Source organism: Roseivirga spongicola (assembly GCF_034376045.1).
GTDB classification, from domain to species: domain Bacteria; phylum Bacteroidota; class Bacteroidia; order Cytophagales; family Cyclobacteriaceae; genus Roseivirga; species Roseivirga spongicola.
On the sequence record NZ_CP139724.1, the window covers coordinates 144,617 to 167,443 of the forward strand.

The window sequence follows — 22,827 nt, forward strand, 5'->3', positions numbered from 1 at the left end:
CTCCCAATTAGTTTTGAACACTTACAACCGTTCCGTCTGCAATAATTCTATTGCCCTTATCTACAACAGCTTCTCCACCAGACAATCCTGAAAGTACCTCGGTTTTATTGTCATATGAGTAACCAAGTTTTACGTGTACTTTCTTGGCCTTTTTACCACCTTCTACTAGGTAAACGAAGTTGCCGTCTAGGTCTTCTTGAATAATTCTAGATGGAATTACCACAGCATCTTCTGCCTCATAGTCGGTCATTTTTAGTACTGCTACCAAGTTAGTTTTAAGCAAATCTTTATCGTTAGGCAGCTTTACTTCTACAGTAAAAGTTCTGCTAGCCTGATTGATAACACTACCAATTGAAGCAATAGTAGACTGGTATGTCTTTCCTAGAGACGGAAATGAAACAGTTACTTCATCGCCTCTTTCGAACTTGCCGATGTAAGCCTCAGAAATTTCTGCGTTGATATACATATTCTGATTACTCACTAAGAATGCTACTGGAGTTCCTGGCTGAACAATTTGACCCGCACTTACAGGCACTTCTTCTACGGTTCCAGAAAATGGAGCTTTAATCTTAGTCTTATCTAATTGAGTATTTAACGTTTCGAGAGACTTTTCTAAAGACTCTTTATTGTTTTTGGCTTGCAGATAATCTATCTCGGTACCGATATTTTGCTTCCAAAGTCTTTCTCTTTTTTCGAAAACTGTAGTAGCAAACTCCAACTGATTTTCAACCTCTGCTATATTCTTTTCTATAGACTCTGAATCTATGGTTGCCAATACCTGACCTTTGTTCACGTATTGTCCCTCTACAATATTGAGTGCTGTAAGCTGGCCCATTGTTTCCGCACTGATGTAAACATTGGTTCTAGACTGTACATTACCTCTTACCTCAATTTTATGTTCGAAATCGGTCTTTGTTGCTGGCACTGTGGTTACAAGCTCAGAAGCCTCTTCAGCTTTTCCAAAAGAAGGATCTTCAGCCGCAATAGCCTTTTCTAGCTCCTTTACCTCAGTTTCTAAAGCCCTCATTTCAGTACGAGCAGCCTCAAGTCTAGCTTTTTTACCCTCCAAAGAGTCGGTATCTTTTCCGCAGCTCACTACAACTAGAGTGGCTAGCATGATTAGCGTGGAGATTTTTAATGATTTCATTTCTTTAGTTTTTCTAGTTGTTGTTTTAGTTGAGTTTGCCCAGGGCTTTGTCTAAATCTATTTTTGCTACAATGGCATCGTATAAAGCGGTTAAGTAGTTGATCTCAGCTACTTTATAGGCCTGATCGGCATCTATCAGCTCTAAGTTTGAACCTACTCCTTCCGTAAATTTTGCACGTGTTACATCAGCTACTTCTTGAGCCAGTTCCATATTATCTTCTTGAACAGAAAGTCTCTCAAGGTTCACATCTAGGGCCTTCTTAGCGTCTATTAGTTGCTGTCTTAGGCTATTAGTTAATAGTGAAGATTGATAGTTGAGCGTTTCTAATTGATAGCGCTTTCTTTCAACAGTGTACTTCTTTCTCAAACCATCGAAAACCGGAATACTAACATTGACCCCAACACTGGAATACGAAAACCACCTGTCAGACTCCCAAACACCACTAAACGTTGAACTACCAGTATTTCTACCCCAAGCAGCACTTAAGTTTACTTTAGGGATATACTGAGACCTTACGTTCTTCACATCCAGTTCGGCCAGTCGCTTCAAATATTCAAGCTGCTGAACCTCCAACCTATCGGCTACAGTGTAAGCATCTATCTCTGCTGCAGAGTAATTAAAGTCGAAAGTCTCTAGGTCGTCTGACAATTCAATTTCAGAGTCAACAGGCATACCCATTGTAAGCTTTAGCATATTCTTGCTAGCCAAAATGGCCTGTTCTACCCCACTCATTTCAGACTCCAAATTGTTTAACTGAACTTGTAGACGAGACACATCAATCTTCTCTGCAAATCCGTTTTCATAAAGCAACCTTGTATCTCTTAAAGTTGAATCGAGCGTAGTCATGTTGATCTCGATAAGCTCGGTTCTCACCTGATTCACCAAAACCATATAGTAGGCCTTCATTACTTGCTCACGCACGTCTTGTTCAGCCTTTTGTTCGTCTACCAAAACTTTTTCTCTGAGCATTTTGGCGGCTTTTAATCCTATAAAGAATGATCCATCCCAAATCATTTGCGTTGCATTTATATTCAAGTCTCCTTGATTCTTTATTCCAAAAGCGATTCGGCCTTCAGTTCCTTCAGGAACCGTAGGGTCGAACCTACTGATATCTAAAATTGAACTTTGCAAAGTAGGATTATTCGTATAGCCAAAACGAGCATTGATCTGTGGAAGTCCGTCAGCTCGGGTTTCCCCAACCTGAGACTCTGCATCACTGGTGTTTACTCTGGCTATTTTTACATTCTCGTTGTTTTCAAGCGCATACTTTATGGCCTCTTCAAGAGAAAATAGTTCCTGAGCACTAACCGAAACTGTGGTTAGCAGCAACAGAAGTAAAGCGTTTACTCTCCTAATTGAGCGTTTCATTTTGTTTGAGTTTTTCTTTTGTATACTGGTTAAAAAGTTGATGACCTTCTATGGTGAACAAACCGTGCGCGAAGTGATCGAACAACTGCATTTGCACCTCTGTAAGGGTATATTTTTCTCTCGGAAGAGAGTGTTGATTTAACATTACTGCCTGAACCTGCTCAATCCTCACATAAGCCATCAATTCAGGGTCTAGTTCTTTTCTGAAGTATCCTTCTTCCTGACCTCTAATAATTACCCTAGTAATAGAGCAAAGCATGGTGTCTTTCTTAAAAGACTCATACATTTTCCACGCTTCTGGGTAAAACTTTTGAAGGTCGTTGAGCACATTCAGCTTCATGTCTTTCATAGACTCTCTCAGGCACTGTGAAATGAGCATGAGTGAATGCACGCTGTCTACACATTCAGTTTCTACAGAACCGAACCTATCGCGTTCCATACTCAAAAAAGAGTCAGTAATTTGATTTATAAGGTCTTTCTTGTCTTTGAAATACTGGTAGATCGTCTTTTTGGAAATACCGAGGTCTCTGGAAATATCGTCCATGGTTACCGTCCGCACTCCATACTGAAGCATTAGTTCTCCCGCCTTCTCAATTATTTTATCTCTTACTTCCATCCTAATTAAACCGAGGAAACTTTAGAATTACTCGGAGTTTCCGACTGCAAGATAGACGTAACGAAGTCATAAATAGTTCAAAGACTTCAAGATTTTTTTTCAAAATTTTTCTTTGCAAACGTTTTCTACAGCCATACATAATTCTTATCCACGCAACAAAAACACTCCTCAATAAAATAAAAACAGGAAAAGACCACCTATTCCTAATGTTTAACTGACAGAACAAAGAATTTTATATCACCTATAAAAATCATAACCATGAGCGATTTGAGTTTTATTAAGGGGACAGGTTTTAGTAGAAAAATACAATCGTGCCAGCTAGAAAATCGGTTGATGATTTTGTGACCTTACTGATTCTTCTGAAATTCATATCATGAGACCAACTACTGTAATTTGTATGCTAATTGCATTTATAGCAACAGGAAGCTTAAATGCGCAGCATGTTTATCCAGAAAAATTCGACAATTGCTATTTGGATGAATTCAAATTTGAAGAGACCAGCATTATTGCCGAGATAGAAGACAAAGTTCTAACTCAAGTAATTACTGAGGGTTGGGACGATAAAATGCTCAAAAAAGCTGAGGGTTATTTAGGACTTCAAATTTTGGTAGACAGAAGAGGGAAATCTTGCCTAATGAGTGTGAGAAACGACACGAACATGAAGCTCAAAAAGATGAAACTCAATGAAAACATTGACAACAACTTAAAGTGGAAAGGCCAAGAGGATAAAATCTCAGTAATTGTTCTTTTACAATTTGAAGGAGATCAAATAACGGTGAAAAGGCTTGGCACTACAGACATGGTGAATCTAGTAGAAATCAAAGAGTAATTAATAACCTACATCAATTGTGTAATGGGCCGCTACCTCTTTAAAAGATGCTAGCTGATCTTCAACCCAGTCTTTTTCTTTATTCAGCTCAGCAGCCATAATCGATGCTACTTCTGGAGCAATCCTGAGTGATTCTTCAGCATTCAAAAACAAACCCCTTACCCTTCTGGCCAGAACATCTTCAACAGTTCTGGCCATTTCATTTCTTACAGCCCAAACTACTTGAGATTTTCTCAGAGGAATATCTTCACTTAAGAACTCTGCCAAAGCTGGCTCCTCTTCTTCTAGCTCTAATAATTGATATTTTTCCGTACCATACACAGCCAAGTGATCAGTTGTGATATCTAAATTTTGATCATACCCATAAATTGGCAGGTTAGAGGTAATACATTTTCTTTCTGGTAATGCACCAATTAAAATAGCATTGTCTACAGTATCTTCTGCCATTTTTCGGTAGGTAGTCCATTTACCACCAATAATTGTAATTAGTCCAGACTGAGAAATCATCACCTTGTGGTGCCTAGATATCTCTTTAGTAGACTTGCCCTCCCCTTCTGGTTTAGCCAAAGGCCGAAGCCCAGAAAACACCGCCAACACATCTTCTCGAGTAGGTTGTTTGGCCAAATACTGACCTGCTGTTTCTAGGATAAAATCTACTTCACTTGGCAAAGCTTCTGGCTCAAGTTCAGGCCTTTCTTTCATGGTATCCGTAGTTCCCAAAACTACTTTGTCGTGCCAAGGCACAGCAAACATCACACGTCCATCTTTGGTCTGAGGCACCATTATGGCATATTTATCTGGCAAAAACTCTTTAGAAACCACCAAGTGAATTCCCTGACTTGGCTGAATCATCTCCTTAATGTCAGGTTCATCCATTTTCTTGATCCGATCGGCAAAAACACCTGTCGCATTTATTACCGTTTTGGCCTCTATATTATGAACCTTGCCACTCTCTAGGTCCTTCGCCTTAACACCTGAAATAATGCCTTCTTCATTTTTCTTAAGCTCTATCACCTCAAAGTAATTGAGTACTACTGCGTTGAACTGCTTTGCGGTTTTGGCCAATGAAAGTGCCATTCGAGCATCATCGAACTGCCCATCGTAATAAACTACTCCACCCTTAAGGCCTTTCTGATCGATTGTCGGAATATGTTCAATGGTTTCTTCTTTAGATAGCTTTTTGGACGAACCAATACCCAGCTTACCAGACATGAGGTCGTAAACCTTGAGGCCTACCTGATAAAATGGGCCATCCCACCACTCATAGTTCGGAATGATAAAAGCCTGATTTTTCACCAAATGGGGAGCGTTTTTAATCATCAGCCCTCTTTCTTTTAGGGCTTCTAGCACGAGAGAAATATCGCCTTGCTGCAGGTATCGCACTCCACCATGTACCAGTTTAGTACTTCTGCTTGAAGTACCTTTAGCAAAGTCATGCTGTTCAAGCAAAAGCGTTTTGTAACCACGTGAGGCAGCATCTACCGCTATCCCCAATCCAGTGGCTCCTCCTCCAATAACAACTATATCCCATGGCCCTTTTTCTTTCTTGAGCCTTTTCAGCATTTTCTCTCTTTTCATATCATCTCCTTAACAAGGTGACCAATAACTTAATTTACTAAGCCTTCCATCTTTTAAATAGAATATAATTCCATCGTCAGAGTCTTGAAATCTTATGAGCTTACTATCCGTTGAAGAGTCATGAAACGAACCAAACAATTCCATTCCAAAAACCTCAATAAGTTTATCGAGATCACTATCCATATCCAGTTTTACACCATCATAGGTAAATGACATTCCATAAGTCAGATTAAATTTGTCTATAACGTAGCCATCCTTTTCATTACCTACAAACTGTATTTTTTTATAATCTAAGAGATAAAAGGTCTTGCCTTGTTCAGAACTAGACAGAAATCCGCACTCATAATTAGGCTCACTGATCCGCTTTGGTTCTCCAAACACTTTAACTATTTCTTCTTTAGAAGACCGAAAACCCAAGTCTCCAAATTTGAATTTTTCAGCCTCAATTGTCTGTCCATGAACAGAAAACGTAGTAAGAAAAATCAAAATCAACGTGTATCTCCACATAATTACTCTTCTTCAACCCAAGCCTTTGCTCTTTCAACAGCGCGCGCCCAATTGTGTTTTAATTGGCTAATGTCTTTGCCCGAAGGACTGAACTTCTTATCAACTTTCCAGATGGATTTGATTTCCTCCATATCCTCCCAATAACCAACAGCCAGACCTGCCAAGAAAGCAGCGCCCTGAGCGGTTGTCTCCACAATTTCAGGACGAACAATGTCTAAATCAGTAACATCCGATTGTATTTGCATTAACAAATTGTTGGCAGAAGCTCCACCATCAACTCTCAACTCTTTTAACTCAATTCCAGAATCTTTGGCCATGGTATTGATTACGTCCATACTCTGCAAGGCCATGGCTTCAAGTGCAGCTCTAGCAATATGCCCCTTTTGAGTACCTCGCGTTAACCCGATCATCAAGCCCGTTGAATATTGGTCCCAATGCGGAGCGCCAAGACCTACGAATCCTGGAACAAAATATACACCTCCGTTGTCCTTAACTGTTCTGGCGAGTGCCTCTATCTGAGGTGAATTCTCAACAAAGTGGACATTATCTCGAAGCCATTGAACAATAGCTCCACCAATAAAAATACTTCCCTCCAATGCATACTGCACCTTACCATTCACTTGCCAAGCAATGGTTGAGAGCAATTTATGTTTCGACTTAATGACTTCATCACCTGTGTTCATCACCATAAAACAGCCCGTTCCGTAAGTATTCTTCACCATACCTGGCTCTGTACACATTTGCCCGAACAAGGCAGATTGCTGATCGCCCGCTATCCCAGAAATAGGTATTTCAGCACCAAAATGGCCAGCATCTGTATGCCCATACAGTGCGCTGCTTTCCTTGACTTCTGGTAACATTGATTCAGGTATATTGAAAAGCTTCAACAGCTCATTATCCCATTGCAGATCATGAATGTTATACAGCATAGTTCTGCTGGCGTTGCTTACATCTGTAGCATGAACTTGCCCATTGGTGAGCTTCCATAACAACCAACTATCAACCGTTCCAAAAGCTAGTTCTCCTTTTTCAGCTCTCTCCTGAGCATCATCAACATGGTCTAGAATCCAGCGAATTTTAGAGGCAGAAAAATAGGCATCAATCAGAAGCCCAGTTTTATCTTGAATGGCTTCAGCATGACCATCAGCCTTTAATTTTTCACAAAACTTAGCCGTTCTTCTATCTTGCCAAACAATAGCTTTGTGAATAGACTTACCTGTTTTTCTATCCCAAACAATAGTAGTTTCCCGCTGATTTGTAATACCAATGGCCGCAATATCAGATGCATGAACACCTTGCTTCTCCAGTACTTCATTAACGGTAAACTTTTGGGTCTCCCAGATCTCTAAGGGGCTATGTTCAACCCACCCAGGCTTGGGATAGAACTGCTCAAATTCTCTTTGCGAAACGTTTACTAACTCTCCTTTTCTGTTAAAAAGAATAGCTCTTTCACTGGTTGTTCCGGCATCGATGGTAATGATATATTTAGACATGGATAGTTTCCAATTGGTGAGTTTCCTAAATTATCATTTTTATCGGATCAACCCAGCAAAATGAGAAAGACTATCTACTCTATCTTAGTGATTGTAACACTTTTATGCTCTTGCGGTGATAAGCCAAATCAAACCGAAATAACATATTATCAGTCGGATGAAATGGCTTCTTTGGGGCTGCCTTTTAGCGATGCCGTTCGGGTAGACAACATGCTTTACCTGTCCGGAGTGGTGGGTATGATTCCAGGAAAAATGGAATTGGTTGAAGGAGGATTAGAAGCAGAATCTAGACAGATTATGGAGAATATCCAGAAGGTTTTGCAAGCGAATGGCAGCTCACTAGAAAATGCCATTAAGTTCACAATCTTTATAGATGACATTAATCGCTGGAGCGATTTCAATAAAGTTTACGTAGAATATTTCCCGAACAAAAAACCAGCAAGATCTGCCTTGGGTGTTGAGGGCTTGGCTTTAGGTGCAGCGGTTGAGGTAGAATGCATAGCCGTGATTCCAGACTAAATTCGGTACAAAAAGAAAGAGGTCTTATTAAGACCTCACTCTGACTGGTTGCATTTTTTCTTTCCTGTAGAATTCTCTAAAGCTGATCATTCTTTGTTCTGCTTCATCCCAAAGCTTATTTGTAATTAAAGATAAACTCTGCTTGAAATTGATGGTTGTAGTGTATTTGTTCAACCAAGGGTTCTCTTCAATACACTTCTTCAGGTTATAGTTTGGAATGAACGGATTCAAATGGTGAACATGATGAATCCCAATATTTCCCGTTAGCCAGTTGAACATCTTTGGCACTTTGTAATAAGTACTTCCCCTTAATGCAGAAGTCACATAGTCCCAGTTCTTCATCCATTGTTTATAGGTATACTCATGCTGATGCTGCACATAAAAGAACCAAATGGCGATAATTGAAAAAAGCACCAAAATGGTGAGATGAACGATCAAAAACTTCTCCCAGCCCAGTAAAAAACCAAAGAATAGAAAGATGGCCAGCATAACGAAGTTATTCAACACCAACCATTTTTTAGCTTTCTGAAAGGCAGGCATCTTAATAAATGCTATACGGTTGTGTATGAATAGGTAGTAAACAGGACCAATTAAGAACATCACTATTGGCGATCTGTAAACTCTATACTTAAACCTGCCCCAACGGCTCAATTTCTTGAATTCTTCCACAGTAATGGTGGTAACATCTCCAATATCTCGCATCTCTAACTGACCATTATGCTTATGGTGCACGTTGTGAGATTTAGACCAATAATTGAATGGAATAGCAGAGAAATAGCTACATACATAACCGATAATCTTCTGTGCCTTTCTGTTTCTGAGAAACGACTGATGGCCGCAATCGTGCTGAATAATAAAAATTCGCACTAAGAAAAAGGCATTGACTAAGCCTAGACCAAGTGTAATCCAATAGCTATAGTCTAAGCTAATGTACATTAATGTCCAGATTCCAATGAAGGGTAAAAAGGAATTAATGATTTGAATTGTAGCTTTCGCTTTGTGTTCCTGAGCGTACTTTTTGAGTGCTAAGATTTTCTCTTTCGCCAACTCAATTCTTTCCGAAGGTGAATGCTGCATGTAGCGGGGTAATTCTTATTTGTATTCTGTCAGTAATGTCAACAGCAAATTTAGCCAGTTGATTCCATTCATCACGACCAAAATTTGATTTTTGGTCAATATTAGTTTTCAAAGAAACTCACCAATCACATAAGGTTGCTGATCAACCCTTTAATATTTAGAAACTGAAAACCTCATGTTCTTTGCAATTGTTATAACCCCATGCCATTACTTCAATTTAATGATTCGGGAATATTCTGCGAGCAAGCAAATGTATACATAGATCCATGGAAGAAGGTAGATAGAGCCATTATCACACATGCCCATGCCGACCATTCACGGTGGGGAATGAAGCATTACTTGGCGCATCACATGAGTATTCCTGTAATGAAGCTTAGACTGGGTCAGGACATTTCTGTTCAAGGCATTGAATATGGCGAGAAGCTGATTATCAATGGAGTAGAATTTAGCTTACACCCTGCGGGGCACATTCCGGGTTCGGCACAAATTAGAGTTTCTTACAAAGGTGAAACCTGGGTAGTCTCTGGCGATTACAAGACCGAAGCAGATGGTATTTCAACCCCGTTCGAACCAGTGAAATGCAACACCTTTATTACTGAATGTACTTTTGGCTTACCCGTTTATCATTGGAAGCCTCAAGAGGAAATCTTTAATGAGATTAACCTTTGGTGGAAAAAAAACAAGGAAGAAGGCCTAACAACTTTCATTACAGCATACAGCTTAGGCAAGGCGCAACGAGTAATTAAAAATATAGATGCTTCAATCGGGAAAATCTTTACTCATGGAGCAGTAGAAAACACCAATGAAGCACTTAGAGTTGGTGGTTTGAAGCTTCCAGAAACCATAAGAGTGGAGCGAGGAATGGACAAAAACCAATTCAAAGGCAGCCTCGTTGTGGCACCACCCTCGGCCATTAACTCTCCTTGGATGAAACAATTCAAGCCTGCTTCACTCGGTATCGCCTCAGGCTGGATGCAATTGCGCGGAACCCGAAGGCGGAGAGCTGCAGACCGAGGCTTTGCACTCTCAGACCATGCCGACTGGAATGGTTTGCTTTCGGCTATCAAGGCCACTGAAGCCGAAACCGTGATCACCACCCACGGCTATACCAATGTTTTCAGTAAATATCTCAATGAAATTGGTATTCGTTCTATGGAAGAAAAAACGCTCTTTACGGGTGAGTCTATAGACAGTACTGAAGAAGACAAGCTAGAAGGAGAAGCCGCATGAAAGACTTCGCCCAACTCTTCAATGCGCTAGATCAGACCAACTCCACGCTGAAAAAAGTTGCCGCACTGAAAGAATATTTCGACAAGAGCGATGATTCTGATAAGCTTTGGACCATCGCCATTCTTAGTCACAAACGACCTAAGCGAACCGTAAAAACCACTTTCTTGCGCCAATGGGCAGCAGAACTGGGAGGCATTCCCGATTGGCTATTTGAAGATGCTTACCACACCGTGGGCGATTTGGCAGAGTCTATCGCTCTTATTGTTCCTGAAGCTGAGTCTAGCAATAGCAAAAGCCTCAGCGAGTGGATCGACACCATCAAATCGCTAGATAAAGCACCTGATGAAACTAAGAAAAATACCATCCTAAATGCTTGGAATAGCATGAATACAAGCGAGCGTTTTGTATTTAATAAGCTGATTACTGGTGGGTTCAGGATGGGTGTTTCTCAAAAACTAATGACTAGAGCACTCGCTCAGCATACAGAAATTGAAGAAAGTGAACTAGCTCACCGGCTGATGGGAAATTGGGAACCAAGCTCCACCAGCTTCCATGAGTTGATCTATTCCAAAGACTCAGCTGCAGATTTATCCAAACCCTACCCTTTTTACCTAGCCTATCAACTGGAAGGTGAACCCCAAGAATTAGGTAATACTAAAGATTGGTTTGCTGAAAGAAAATGGGATGGCATTAGAGGCCAACTCATTGTTCGGGGTGGAGAACTCTTCGTTTGGTCGAGAGGAGAAGAACTAGTCACAGACCGATTTCCTGAGTTCGAACCACTGAAAGAAATTCTACCCGATGGCACCGTACTCGATGGCGAAATCATCCCCATTAAAGACGGTCACCCTTTGCCATTTGGCCTAATGCAGAAGAGAATAGGTAGAAAAACCGTTTCGAAAAAAATATTGGAAGAGGTTCCTATTCACCTCATTGCCTATGATTTATTGGAACATAACGACAAAGACCTTCGGCAAGAGCCTATGCACAAAAGGCGCGAATTACTCGAAGATCTGCTAAGTCAGCGAAAGTTTGAAAGGCTTCTCCTATCTGAGTTGGTAGACTTTAATGATTGGCAAGACCTCGCTGAAGTCAGAGAACATTCTCGCGAGCACTTTTGCGAAGGTTTAATGCTGAAAAGAAAAGATTCAGCGTATCAAGTCGGTAGAAAAAAAGGCGATTGGTGGAAATGGAAAGTTGATCCGCTGGTGATAGATGCCGTGATGATATACGCTCAAAAAGGCCACGGACGCAGGGCTAACTTATACACCGACTTCACCTTTGCGGTTTGGGATGGTGAGCAGCTCGTTCCTTTTACTAAAGCCTACTCTGGCCTTACCGATGCCGAAATGCGTCAAGTAGACAGCTTTGTCAAGAAAAATACCATCGACCGTTTTGGGCCTGTGCGAAGCGTCACCCCTGAATTGGTCTTTGAAATTGCCTTTGAAGGCATCAATGAATCAACTCGGCATAAGTCTGGGGTTGCACTTCGTTTTCCAAGAATCAGTCGCTGGAGAAAAGACAAACCTAAAGAAGAAGCGAATACGCTGGAAGATTTGAAAGGGCTTTTAAAAACTTACCCTCGATAGGGAATTTAAGCATAGCATTAATCATATTTGCGGTCAAAATCCATTTTGACACAGTTGAAAACTATAACAAAAACACCCGCAATTTTGATCATTTGTTTTTTAACCTTGGCTAGTTGTCAGAAAAGTGTTTATGAAGCCGTAACATACAATGGTAATACTTTTCAAAAGGCACAGGTTCAAAGAAATAAAGAAGTATTAATAATAGATGCTTACTTCAAAAATGACCTTGATGCTAACATAGTAGTTCAGCATATAAATCAAAACAGGCTTATACTAAACGACCCGATGTTTTCAGAGGAAGAGGAAATGGGCGACTTTATTAATGCTATTTTTCTAATGAGGAAAAAAAAGTATGCGGATGCCTTGTCATATCTAGAAAATTTAGAAGACTCAAAATTCGATTACCAAGTAAGAATGCTGGAACTTGACTGTTATATGGAGCTCAAAAAGTCATTGAATTATCTGTCAGAATATCAGAAAATTTATGATCGCACAAGCAATGAAACTGTGGGCAAAATACTGGTAGAAAGATTTAAATTTGCCCGGTATGAAAACTAAAATTCTTTTTGCAGGCTGCACCCTATTTTTTTTAACATGCCTTTCATGTACTTCCTCTAAATCTATTTACAAACATTTAACCAAGGAACCTGCCACTCTTTCTTACCTTAATGAATCTGCCAAGGAATTAGACAAACTACCTATAAAGGTAAAACTTGACTCATCTTCTGTTTGGTATGAAGTTTACAGTCTTGCTAAACTGGACAAGACTGAATCTAAAGTTGTACCTGCTATTTTCTTTAATAGCTGGAATTACACTTTTAATTATCAAATAGGAAGTAACTCTTACAGGGAAAACATCGAGTTATTCTTTAAAGAAAATGTTGAAAGAGAAATTCAAAGAAGCGGAGTTTTCAATCTAACTCTTGAAGAAAGTGATATTTCAGACTACGAACTATCTGTGTCCCTCGATAGTTTTGGAGCCTCAGGCCCTTTAAAGGTTGATGGAATGTTCTTATATCTTTTTTTAGTTTATTCTATTTCTGAAAATCAACATGCAGGTCCTGGAAATGGATCTTCAAAGATTAGTTACAAGCTATATAAAAAGGGAACATTAGTATACGAAAACCACAAAGACTTAACGATGCAAACAGATATCTTACAAAGTATGTATCAGACTAGTAAGGCATTAAGAAAAGACTTCAATACTAGCCTTGTCGAAGCTGCCTCTGAAAGTCTCAAGTTAAATATTACGCATATGGTAAAAGATCTGAACGTTTTTCTTAAAGAAAATAGATGAGAATTTAGAGGTTTAGTTCTTATCCATCAACCCCAAAAACTTCACCAAAGCCTCGTTTCTATTCTTCTTATGCCAAACGGCCATCAGTTGAGTTCTTTGGCGGAGATGAGCTAATGAGATAAACTCAATATCTAGGTTTACACCGTCTTGCATGGCACTCGGTACAATGGCAACACCCAATTGCTTTTCTACCAAACGAAAAATACTATTGGCCTGAACTGATCTGTGAGAAACCTTCGGTTGAAAACCATGATCAATAAATATGCTCATGATATTATCGTAATACTCCTGACTGTAGTCGTTGGAAAAGAGAATGAATTTTTCGCGCTGAAACTGTTTTAAGCTCTCAAAATTGCTACTTACAATCGGATGCTCCTTTGAAACAACCAAGGAGAAAGAATCTTCAAAAACCACTTTCTTTTCTAGTTCACGTGGCACAGATTCTAGCCTTACAAAAGCGATATCGAGCTTATAATGCAACAAATTATCTAGCTGATCCTTATTGTTCAACTCTTGCAACGAGGTATGAATGCTAGGATGTTTTGTATTCAATCTTTCTAATAAATCGGGGATAACGTTCTGCATAGCCGAACCAACAAATCCAATCCTCACCTCCCCTTCTTCTCCCTCAGCTTTGCGCTGTGTAGCCTCCACCACCTGCTCCAAATGATTAAGAATATATTGAGATTCGTCTAGTAAGTACCTTCCTGCTTCAGTGAGTTTTACATTCCGCTTGGTTCGTTCAAAAAGCTTTACACTCAGCTCATCTTCTAATTGCTGAATCTGCTTACTCAAAGCAGGCTGTGTTATAAAAAGCTTATCGGCTGCCTTGGCAAAGTGAAGCTCCCTGCCCAAGACCACAAAATATCGCAAATGTCTCAATTCCATTAATCACCAAAAGTTATTATTCAATAATAATAAATCATTTATATGAATTAAACGAGAGCGGTAATTTTGATTGAAACTGGTTTTAACCTCAAAGCCACTAAGCCGTCATTCCCCTGAATACGGGAATCCTTATCGGCCTTGGTACAAATCCATGGAGATCCCCTCCTACGCGGGAATGACGTACTCCTGATGGACTTTTGAGAAAACGAGTTAAAGGAAAAAATATGAACCAATTCAGGTACGGAATAGATCAACTAACCACAGGCATTGCGCTGCAGATAGCCAATGGGAAAATCAAAGGAGTATTATCAGAAGCCTCCATTGAGCAAGTCAAGAAAAGTACCCAAGCAGTAGAAGAAATAGTTTCCGGCAGCGAGACCGTTTATGGTATCAACACTGGTTTTGGGCCACTCTGCACCACCAAAATCTCGGCTAAAGACACCAAAGAACTTCAATACAACATCCTCAAAAGCCATAGTGTAGGAGTCGGCAAGCCAATAGATGAAACCATTGCCAAACTGATGCTAATTCTAAAGGTGCATTCTTTGGCTCAAGGATTTTCCGGCATTCAGCTTTCTACACTAGAGAGAATTATCTGGCATATCGATAATAATGCAACCCCCATAGTTCCAGAGCAGGGCTCAGTTGGGGCATCAGGTGATCTGGCTCCATTGGCTCATCTCTTCCTCCCTCTAATCGGGTTAGGTGAAGTATTTTTTGAGGGAGAAAGAATCACCACCGAACAGCTTTTTCAGAAGACCAATCTCGGTCCAATTGCTTTAGGACCGAAGGAAGGTCTGGCATTAATCAATGGCACTCAGTTCATTGCTGCTCATGCCGTAATGGTGGTTGACAAACTGCACAATTGCCTGAGCCATGCCGATATTATTGGTGCTATGATGATTGAAGCACTCATGGGAAGCGCCAAGCCATTCTCCCCTAAGCTTCATGAGATTAGACCTTTCAAGGGTAATCAGCATGTGGCTTTGAGAGTACGAAACCTATTGCAGGGTTCGGAAATTCTCAATTCACACTTAAACTGCGAGCGGGTGCAAGACCCCTATTCCTTGCGTTGTATTCCTCAAGTACACGGAACCTCTAGAAACGCCTGGCTACACCTAAAAGAGCTCCTGGAAATTGAACTTAACTCGGTCACAGACAATCCAATTATCCTAAGTGCTGAAGAAACTATTAGCGGAGGAAATTTCCATGGTCAGCCAATGGCTTTGCCATTAGACTATGCTGCTTTGGCCGCTGCCGAAATTGGCAATATTTCCGACAGGAGAATATACCTTTCTCTTGAAGGCAAAGTGGAAGGCCTTCCACAGTTGCTGATGAACAACACGGGAATCAACTCAGGCTTTATGCTTCCGCAATACACTTCAGCAGCCTTGGTGTCTGAAAATAAGAGCCTTTGTTTTCCTGCTAGTGCAGACTCCATTCCGACCTCTCTTGGGCAGGAGGATCACGTCAGCATGGGTTCTATCAGTGGAAGAAAGGCTCTACAGATTATCGGTAATCTGGAAAACATACTGGCCATTGAATTGCTTTGTGCCGCTCAGGCCTTCGACTTCCGAAGACCTTTAAAATCAGGACCAATTTTAGAAGCCTGCCATGCCTACGTAAGGACTAAAATTGACCATGCGGATGTAGATAGAATTTTTGCAGACGACATTCAAAAAGCGCACAAAATTATTGTAGAGCGAAAATTAAGCTCGAGCACCACGGCTGAAATGAGCCAAATCGAAAGTCCTTTCGAGGCAGAATTTGAACAGTATTAAATCAGCAAAGTATGACTTTTCAAGAGGAACTATTAGAAGGAATACCTTCGGAATTACCCCAGCCACCAAAGTTCGATCCTAAAACAAATAGAGCGCCTAAAAGAAAGGAGGTGCTTTGCCCAGAAGAGAAAAAGCTTGCTCTAAAAAATGCTTTGCGATACTTTCCAGTAGAATGGCACCAAGAGTTGGCTCAAGAATTTTTAGAAGAACTAAAGACTCACAGGCGGATATATATGTACCGCTTTATGCCTCAACACGAAATTAAGGCGAGAAGCATCAGTGAATACCCAGGGAAGTCGGAGCAGGCAAAGGCCATTATGTTGATGATTCAAAACAACCTCGATCATCAAGTTGCTCAGCACCCTTATGAATTGATTACCTATGGTGGAAATGGAGCCGTGTTTCAAAATTGGGCACAATATAGGCTCACCATGAAATACCTAGCAGAAATGACCGATGAGCAAACTTTAGTGATGTATTCAGGTCACCCAATGGGCTTATTTCCTTCTACTAAAAATGCGCCTCGTGTAGTGGCCACCAATGGCATGATGATCCCGAACTATTCTAAACCAGATGATTGGGAAAAATTCAATGCGCTTGGCGTAACACAATACGGACAAATGACCGCTGGTTCATACATGTACATTGGGCCTCAAGGTATTGTTCATGGCACTACTATTACTGTGCTCAATGCAGCTAGAATGAAGAGACCTGATGGAAACTTCAAGGGTTTGCTATTTGTGACTTCAGGGCTAGGTGGCATGAGCGGAGCTCAACCAAAAGCTGCTAAAATTGCAGGGTTGGTTTCCGTTACTGCTGAGATCAATCCAAAGGCTGCTTATAAACGACATGAGCAAGGCTGGGTAGATGTAGTTACTGAGTACATTTCAGATTTGATTGTTAAAGTACGCAAGGCTGTATCTGAAGGAAAAGCCATCTCTTTCGCTTACATAGGCAACATTGTGGAGGTATGGGAGGCCTTTGATGAGGCTGGCGTGAAAATAGATATTGGTTCAGACCAGACATCTTTGCATAATCCTTACGCAGGCGGATATTACCCAATGGGCATGAGCTATGACCAAGCAAACACACTAATGGCAGAAGACCCTAAAACCTTCAAAAATGTAATTCAAACCACCCTAAAAAGACATGCTAAGGCTATTAATAAACACACAGCAAAAGGAACTTACTTTTTCGATTACGGAAATGCTTTCTTGCTAGAAGCTAGTAGAGCAGGTGCAGAAGTAATGACTGATGAAGGAAATTTCAGGTACCCGAGTTACGTGCAGGACATTATGGGGCCACTCTGTTTTGATTATGGTTTTGGGCCGTTCCGTTGGGTCTGCACCTCTGGCAAACCAGCAGACCTAGACAAAACTGATGCCATTGCCGCATCGGTTCTAGAAGAAATGCTCAATGAGGCCCCAGATGAAATCAAACCGCAACTATCTGATAACCTCCATTGGGTAAAAGAGGCCAAGAAAAACGAGCTAGTAGTCGGTTCTCAGGCTCGAATACTCTATGCCGATGCTGAAGGCCGAATGCGCATAGCCTCTGCCTTTAATGATGCTATCAAGCAAGGCGCCATAGGCCCAGTTGTTTTGGGTAGAGATCATCATGATGTTTCTGGAACAGATTCGCCCTACCGAGAGACCTCTAACATCTACGATGGCTCTCAATTTACGGCAGACATGGCGGTACAGAACTTTGTGGGAGATGCTTTCCGAGGTGCCACCTGGGTTTCGTTACACAATGGTGGCGGTGTTGGCTGGGGTGAAGTCATTAACGGTGGTTTCGGCATGTTACTAGATGGTTCTGAAGACGCAGAAGCAAAGCTCAAAAGCATGCTTTTTTGGGATGTTAACAACGGTATTGCCCGTAGAAATTGGGCCAGAAACCCTCATGCTATGAGTAGTATTGAGAGGGCTATGAAAGCCGAACCAAAACTTAAAGTAACAACGCCTAATTTGGTAGATGAGGAATTGCTGAACGACCTGTTTTGATTTAGAATTAACGCTTGAAAACTCTAAATTGAGACAAGCAGTTTATCCATCACACACTCATTAGCCAAATGACTAAGAAAACAGGTTTATCGAAAACAGCAGACTCCAACAAGCTGGCAATTTTTGAAGACACGGAAATCAGAAGGGTTCTTTTCGATGAAGAATGGTTTTATTCCATCGAGGATGTAGTTAAGGCTTTAACCGATTCAAAGGATCCAAAACAGTATATTAAAAAGCTAAGACAAAGAAATGAGGCATTAAAAGAAGGGTGGGTACAAATTGTACACCCCCTTCCTATTTTAACAACAGGAGGCAGGCAAGCTGTCAATTGTGCTAATAATGAAGGCTTACTTCGAATAATTCAAGAAATCCCTTCCAAAAAAGCAGAGCCATTCAAAAGGTGGCTAGCCAGACTTGGGGCTGAGCGAATTGAAGAGATCGAACAACCTGCAAAAGCAATAGAGAGAGCAAAAGGTTATTATTTACAGAAGGGATATACCCAAGAGTGGGTTCAAACAAGAATTGCTGGAATTGATACCAGGGTAAGCCTAACAGATTCATTAAAGGAAAGAGGCATTAAGCCAGGATACGAATACGCTGTGCTGACCAACGAAATGTACAAATCATGGTCTGGTTACACTGCTAAAGAATATAAAGAGCATAAAGGCCTTTCATCCAAAGAGAGCTTACGCGATAATATGACCCCAATGGAATTGGCCACCACTCTTTTTAGTGAAACTGCTGCTAAAGAACTAATAGACAAATCGGACGCTCAAGGTTTTGTTGAAACACAAAATCAAATTCATATCGCAGGTCAGATCACAAAAGAAGCCGTTGAGAAAATTGAAAAGGAGACGGGCAAAAAAGTGGTGACACATAAGAACATGAAAGAACTCAATTCGGCCACCAAACAGAAAGAAATTGTTCAATCCACGGTACAGAAAAAATTGAAGAAATAAACTACAAACCCAGAACATGACCAAAACCTTTATCAATATTTCGCAGCTTGTTCAGGTAAGAGAACAAGGAACCAATATTCTTCGTGGCGCCATGATGGCCGATGTTCCGAGCATTGCTAATGCCTGGCTTAAGGTAGAAGATGGTACAATCTCAGACTTCGGTACAATGGATACCTTTCAACCTGAAGCTGGTGAAGAAGTAATTGATCTAAAAGGCAGAATGGTTACGCCAACTTTTGTGGACAGTCACACTCACTTGGTTTTTGCAGAAGATAGAGATGAAGAGTATGTGATGAAAATAAAAGGAATGGACTACCAGTCTATTGCGGAAGCTGGGGGCGGCATACTCAATTCTGCCAGAAAACTGCAGCGCATGAGTTTAGAAGAATTGACTGAACGTGCAGCAATTCGGCTTAACGAGGTAATTCGTTCTGGCACAGGTGCTATTGAGATAAAGAGTGGTTATGGGCTCACCATGGAAGCAGAAATAAAAATGCTACAGGTAATCAGTAGGCTTTCAGAGATATTCACCATACCAATAAAGGCTACGTTTTTAGGCGCTCATGCTTTTCCAGATAGAGACCAAGAGAAGTACATGAACACCATGATTCAGGAAATGCTCCCTGAGGTCTACTCTCAGCAGTTAGCTGATTACATAGACTGTTTTTGTGAAGAAGGCTATTATACTGTTGAACAAATGGACAGAATATTGGAGGCTGGAGAAAAGTTCGACTTAAAAGGGAAAGTTCACGTGAACCAGTTCAATTCTATTGGAGGCATTGAAAAAGCCATAGAGCATGGAGCTGTTTCTGTAGACCACCTGGAAGTGTTAACTGATGAGGAAATAAGCCTACTGAAAGACTCTGACACCATACCAGTGGCTTTGCCTGGTTGCTCATTTTTCATCAAAATTCCTTACACACCTGGCCGCAAAATAATAGACAATGGCTTGCCATTGGTTATTGCTTCTGATTTCAATCCAGGTTCAGCCCCTTCTTTCAACCTCAGCTTTGCCAATAGTTTGGGTTGCCTTAAAATGGGGCTCCAACCAGAAGAAGCCTTTAATGCCACCACCTTTAACGCGGCCTTTGCGCTAGAGCTAGAAAGCGAAGTTGGTAGCATTACTAAAGGTAAAAGAGCCAATTTCATAATTGCTAAAGCTGGTAAAAACCTCAACTCAATTAGTTATAACTTTGGAGTAGACTGGATAGATGAGGTCTATATTAGTGGTGACAAATTCTAAAAACGGAACACACTAAGCAGTAATTACCCATTCTAAATTTTCAATACTGAAAGCTGTGAACCTTCTTCCGTTCATAAAATTCGCAGAGATCACCTCCACATAAAACACGTAAAAAGACCAACTACAATTACCCGAGTACTAATTTCATTTCCCTATATACAAACCAACTTTTAGCTTAAACAATACGCTGACTGAGGAGATATAATAGTATGATTTCAATATTATCTTTCTTCGATTCGTGTTGATGCGATTGAATATGTTTACTATGTTCAACTCAAACCAATCCATTAACCATGATGCGTACCTATACTTTTTTGTCGAGGGTTCCAGTTTTACAAAACAGGTTCACTCTGAAAATCTTGGCAGTGGCTTTTGTGGGTATCCATATTCCACTTTTTGCAATTATTGGTTACCTACTCATTACTCACCTGCCGCCTGAAACAGCTACACCAATTGCTATTTTGACTTTGCTGTTTACATTAATTGCCACGGGAATCACTTTATTAATCCTTACCAAACTGCTAAAACCAGTTATGTTGGCAAAAAGGGCTCTGAACGATTATATAGAGTATAACAAAGAGCCTAAGCTTCCTATACATTTTAAAGACGAAGCCGGAGTTTTAATGGCAGATGTTCAAAAATCTATAGAGGAATTAAGGCGAAGTGAAGAAGAAAGAACCAATATTCTTCAGATTTTATCTCACGACTTACAAAGTCCAGTAAGAACAGCCTTGGGAGTTACAGGATTAATGAAAGAGGGAAAATCTCAGATAGACGATCATGAGCTTGTATCTATGCTAGAGGAATCTCTCAAGAACCAATTGAATCAGCTCAGGTACTATTTAAACCTAATTAAGGAACAAAAGCTAGAGCTAGATCGGGACATCAAAAAATCCACTATCGGAATACCTGAGCTAATTAAAGAAACAACCGATGAACTAAAAGGTGCATTCAGAGAAAAGAACATCAAGCTGAAAGTTAGCGGTTATCAACAATGTGCCAATATTCCTAAACATTCGTTGCAACGGGTTTTGCATAACGTGCTAGACAATGCCATTAAGTTCTCTCATAATGGAGACACTATTGAGATAAAGATTGAAAAACGTGACAGACTATTAGACATAATAGTAGAAGATTCAGGTAAAGGTTTTCCACCTGATGAGGCCAGCCAGATTTTTAAATACAACTCTCCTCTTCAGAGAAATGGAACTGCCAACGAGGCTTCTTCTGGAGTAGGCATGTTTCTGTGTCAGAATTTAATGAAGAGAATTGGGGGAGAAATTAAGGCTGAAAGTGAGGGAATAGACAAAGGCTCTAAATTCACTATCTCCTACTTAATGGAAGATTGAAGCCAGTCAACAGCATAGAGTTCGTCATTCTGCTTTGAGGCCTCAAAGCAGAATGACGCTAAAAGTGAATAATTAGCACTCTTAGAAAGAGCCAACTAATCAACTTACTTGAATGTGTACCTATATTTTTCTGGACCAATTAGAACTTGTTCAAGCTTAGCATTCTGTAAAAGTTCTTTGTCTTTCACTACCCACTCTAGTTCTATCGCTTTTTCATCAGCATAGTTTTCCATGCCTCTTCTTTCATCTACCAAACCAATAAAACCGTCAGCTGACGTCTGATAAATCTTTGTCCAGCCCTGATCTGCAACCATCTGATAGCCAAAAACCTCATTGTAAAAGTTTTCCATGGCGAGTAAATCTTGATGATAAGTCCAAGTAATAGAAGCATAGAAGTTTAATCCATCAATCTTAGTTTCCATCTTAGGAGTTTGAGCTAAAGCGGCCATAAACAATTCATTTTCTGGATGTTGTTTAAACTGTTCGAATTCTAGCAAATAGCCCTCAGGGTCAATAGCAACAAAGCCATCGTGCGGACCACCCTCTTTAGGTTTGTAAGTATACTTTATTTCAATTCCTTGCTCTTGAACATGGGCGTACCACTCTGGTAGCTGATCAGTTAAAAGTGCAATAGCGGTAGACTTCGGCTGACCAGCAGGGTGAGCATCAGAAACCGGATTAATTTGTATTAAAGCGGAAGAACCAATGAAGAATTGATTATCTCCTCTCGCTTGTAAACCTAGCTTTTCAGCATAAAAGGCTTTAGCTCTTTCTACATTTTGGTAGTACAAATGAGTAATCTGTTCCTCCACTTGATAAGCTGAATAGACTTCGACTTCAGAATTATCCATTAACAACTCATTGATTCCTTGAGGGCTGTAACCAAGCAACCTCCCCATTCTTCTACCCAACTCAACAGGAGTTCCGTTTTCATTGACTACGTCTTCCTTAAGTTGCTTATACTGAACAAACCGATTTTCATCTTTATAAATACCGAAAATGGTTTTCCCTTCGGTAAACTCTCCTGCATACAAAGCTGTAACAGGGAAGGCATCTTCACGAAAAATCTTCAGTCCGCTAGCTTCCGCTATTCGATTAAAATCGGCCTGCAATTCATCAGCTTCGTCAGGTTCAAAAATAGGGCTCAGTGCTATGGGTTTAGCAGTATTTGCTACCATCTCGCAATAGACTTCAAAGGCAGCTAGTGTTTCTTCCTTTTCAGAAGAGCAAGAAAAAAGGATTGGCAAAAGTGCCAAAATCAAAATTTTAGAGTTCAGTTTCATAGGCTTTAAATCATACGATTCACCAAAAGTAAGCTTCTATTTGACTTTCAGAAAAAAAGGTTTCAATATG

General features: G+C 40.5%; 20 protein-coding genes. 11 read left to right on the top strand and 9 right to left on the bottom strand.

The features are described 5' to 3' along the window. Positions 1–7: 7 nt before the first annotated feature. The 3 genes from T7867_RS00635 to T7867_RS00645 are packed head-to-tail and all read right to left on the bottom strand — an operon-like array spanning position 8 to position 3,132. A complete protein-coding gene (locus tag T7867_RS00635; protein WP_084375637.1) occupies positions 8–1,147 on the bottom strand; it encodes an efflux RND transporter periplasmic adaptor subunit in 1,140 nt (379 codons plus the stop codon). A gap of 25 nt (positions 1,148–1,172) precedes the next feature. Next, a complete protein-coding gene (locus T7867_RS00640; RefSeq protein ID WP_068219793.1) occupies positions 1,173–2,516 on the bottom strand; it encodes a TolC family protein in 1,344 nt (447 codons plus the stop codon). Continuing rightward, positions 2,500–3,132 carry a TetR/AcrR family transcriptional regulator gene (locus T7867_RS00645; RefSeq protein ID WP_068219790.1) on the bottom strand — a complete coding sequence of 211 codons (633 nt, stop codon included), beginning with the start codon at positions 3,130–3,132 and terminating at the stop codon, positions 2,500–2,502. Before T7867_RS00645 ends, T7867_RS00640 begins: the two co-directional genes overlap by 17 nt. Positions 3,133–3,505: 373 nt before the next feature. Between T7867_RS00645 and T7867_RS00650 the strand changes: the two genes are divergently transcribed. Then, positions 3,506–3,961: a hypothetical protein gene (locus T7867_RS00650; RefSeq protein WP_068219786.1), complete on the top strand. Its 456-nt coding sequence runs from the start codon at positions 3,506–3,508 to the stop codon at positions 3,959–3,961. On the opposite strand, the gene T7867_RS00655 is transcribed toward T7867_RS00650, so the two are convergent. Genes T7867_RS00655 through glpK form a run of 3 tightly spaced genes read right to left on the bottom strand, consistent with a single transcriptional unit; the run spans position 3,962 to position 7,539 of the window. Then, the gene (locus tag T7867_RS00655; protein ID WP_068219783.1) at positions 3,962–5,539 is read right to left on the bottom strand and encodes a glycerol-3-phosphate dehydrogenase/oxidase; all 1,578 of its coding nucleotides are present in this window, start codon (positions 5,537–5,539) and stop codon (positions 3,962–3,964) included. 9 nt (positions 5,540–5,548) lie between these two features. Beyond that, positions 5,549–6,046, bottom strand: a complete 498-nt coding sequence (locus T7867_RS00660) for a hypothetical protein (RefSeq protein WP_068219780.1) — start codon at positions 6,044–6,046, stop codon at positions 5,549–5,551. Positions 6,047–6,048: 2 nt separating this feature from the next. Continuing rightward, positions 6,049–7,539 carry a glycerol kinase GlpK gene (gene glpK, locus T7867_RS00665; RefSeq protein ID WP_068219777.1) on the bottom strand — a complete coding sequence of 497 codons (1,491 nt, stop codon included), beginning with the start codon at positions 7,537–7,539 and terminating at the stop codon, positions 6,049–6,051. 60 nt (positions 7,540–7,599) lie between these two features. Between glpK and T7867_RS00670 the strand changes: the two genes are divergently transcribed. Continuing rightward, positions 7,600–8,058, top strand: coding sequence for a RidA family protein (locus T7867_RS00670; RefSeq protein WP_084375636.1), 459 nt, complete (start codon positions 7,600–7,602; stop codon positions 8,056–8,058). A gap of 27 nt (positions 8,059–8,085) precedes the next feature. On the opposite strand, the gene T7867_RS00675 is transcribed toward T7867_RS00670, so the two are convergent. Continuing rightward, positions 8,086–9,135 (bottom strand): fatty acid desaturase, encoded by a 1,050-nt coding sequence (locus tag T7867_RS00675; RefSeq protein WP_068219775.1) that lies wholly within the window; start codon positions 9,133–9,135, stop codon positions 8,086–8,088. Positions 9,136–9,336: 201 nt separating this feature from the next. On the opposite strand from T7867_RS00675, the gene T7867_RS00680 reads away from it, so the two are divergent. From T7867_RS00680 to T7867_RS00695, 4 genes are read left to right on the top strand one after another with little or no spacing between them, the layout of a single operon-like run. Then, positions 9,337–10,365, top strand: coding sequence for a ligase-associated DNA damage response exonuclease (locus T7867_RS00680; RefSeq protein WP_068219772.1), 1,029 nt, complete (start codon positions 9,337–9,339; stop codon positions 10,363–10,365). After that, entirely contained in the window at positions 10,362–11,954 is a 1,593-nt protein-coding gene (locus T7867_RS00685) for an ATP-dependent DNA ligase (RefSeq protein WP_068219769.1), read from the top strand. The genes T7867_RS00680 and T7867_RS00685 overlap by 4 nt, the downstream gene beginning before the upstream one ends. A 54-nt stretch (positions 11,955–12,008) precedes the next feature. Further along, on the top strand, positions 12,009–12,512 hold the full coding sequence (locus T7867_RS00690) for a hypothetical protein (RefSeq protein WP_157717588.1): 504 nt from the start codon (positions 12,009–12,011) through the stop codon (positions 12,510–12,512). Further along, on the top strand, positions 12,502–13,251 hold the full coding sequence (locus T7867_RS00695; protein WP_068219761.1) for a hypothetical protein: 750 nt from the start codon (positions 12,502–12,504) through the stop codon (positions 13,249–13,251). The genes T7867_RS00690 and T7867_RS00695 overlap by 11 nt, the downstream gene beginning before the upstream one ends. A gap of 12 nt (positions 13,252–13,263) precedes the next feature. Here T7867_RS00695 and T7867_RS00700 read toward each other — a convergent pair whose 3' ends face one another. Further along, positions 13,264–14,139: a LysR family transcriptional regulator gene (locus tag T7867_RS00700; RefSeq protein WP_068219758.1), complete on the bottom strand. Its 876-nt coding sequence runs from the start codon at positions 14,137–14,139 to the stop codon at positions 13,264–13,266. Positions 14,140–14,363: 224 nt separating this feature from the next. On the opposite strand from T7867_RS00700, the gene hutH reads away from it, so the two are divergent. From hutH to T7867_RS00725, 5 genes are all read left to right on the top strand, one after another. Further along, the gene (gene hutH / locus T7867_RS00705) at positions 14,364–15,920 is read left to right on the top strand and encodes a histidine ammonia-lyase (protein WP_068219755.1); all 1,557 of its coding nucleotides are present in this window, start codon (positions 14,364–14,366) and stop codon (positions 15,918–15,920) included. An 11-nt stretch (positions 15,921–15,931) separates the two neighbouring features. Next, positions 15,932–17,923, top strand: a complete 1,992-nt coding sequence (locus tag T7867_RS00710; protein WP_068219752.1) for a urocanate hydratase — start codon at positions 15,932–15,934, stop codon at positions 17,921–17,923. 68 nt (positions 17,924–17,991) lie between these two features. After that, positions 17,992–18,882, top strand: coding sequence for a BRO family protein (locus T7867_RS00715; RefSeq protein WP_068219749.1), 891 nt, complete (start codon positions 17,992–17,994; stop codon positions 18,880–18,882). 16 nt (positions 18,883–18,898) lie between these two features. Beyond that, the gene (hutI, locus tag T7867_RS00720; RefSeq protein WP_068219747.1) at positions 18,899–20,125 is read left to right on the top strand and encodes an imidazolonepropionase; all 1,227 of its coding nucleotides are present in this window, start codon (positions 18,899–18,901) and stop codon (positions 20,123–20,125) included. A gap of 293 nt (positions 20,126–20,418) precedes the next feature. Next, a complete protein-coding gene (locus T7867_RS00725; protein WP_068219744.1) occupies positions 20,419–21,474 on the top strand; it encodes a sensor histidine kinase in 1,056 nt (351 codons plus the stop codon). A 104-nt stretch (positions 21,475–21,578) separates the two neighbouring features. Here T7867_RS00725 and T7867_RS00730 read toward each other — a convergent pair whose 3' ends face one another. Next, entirely contained in the window at positions 21,579–22,757 is a 1,179-nt protein-coding gene (locus tag T7867_RS00730) for a VOC family protein (protein WP_068219741.1), read from the bottom strand. Between the last annotated feature and the right edge of the window lie 70 nt (positions 22,758–22,827).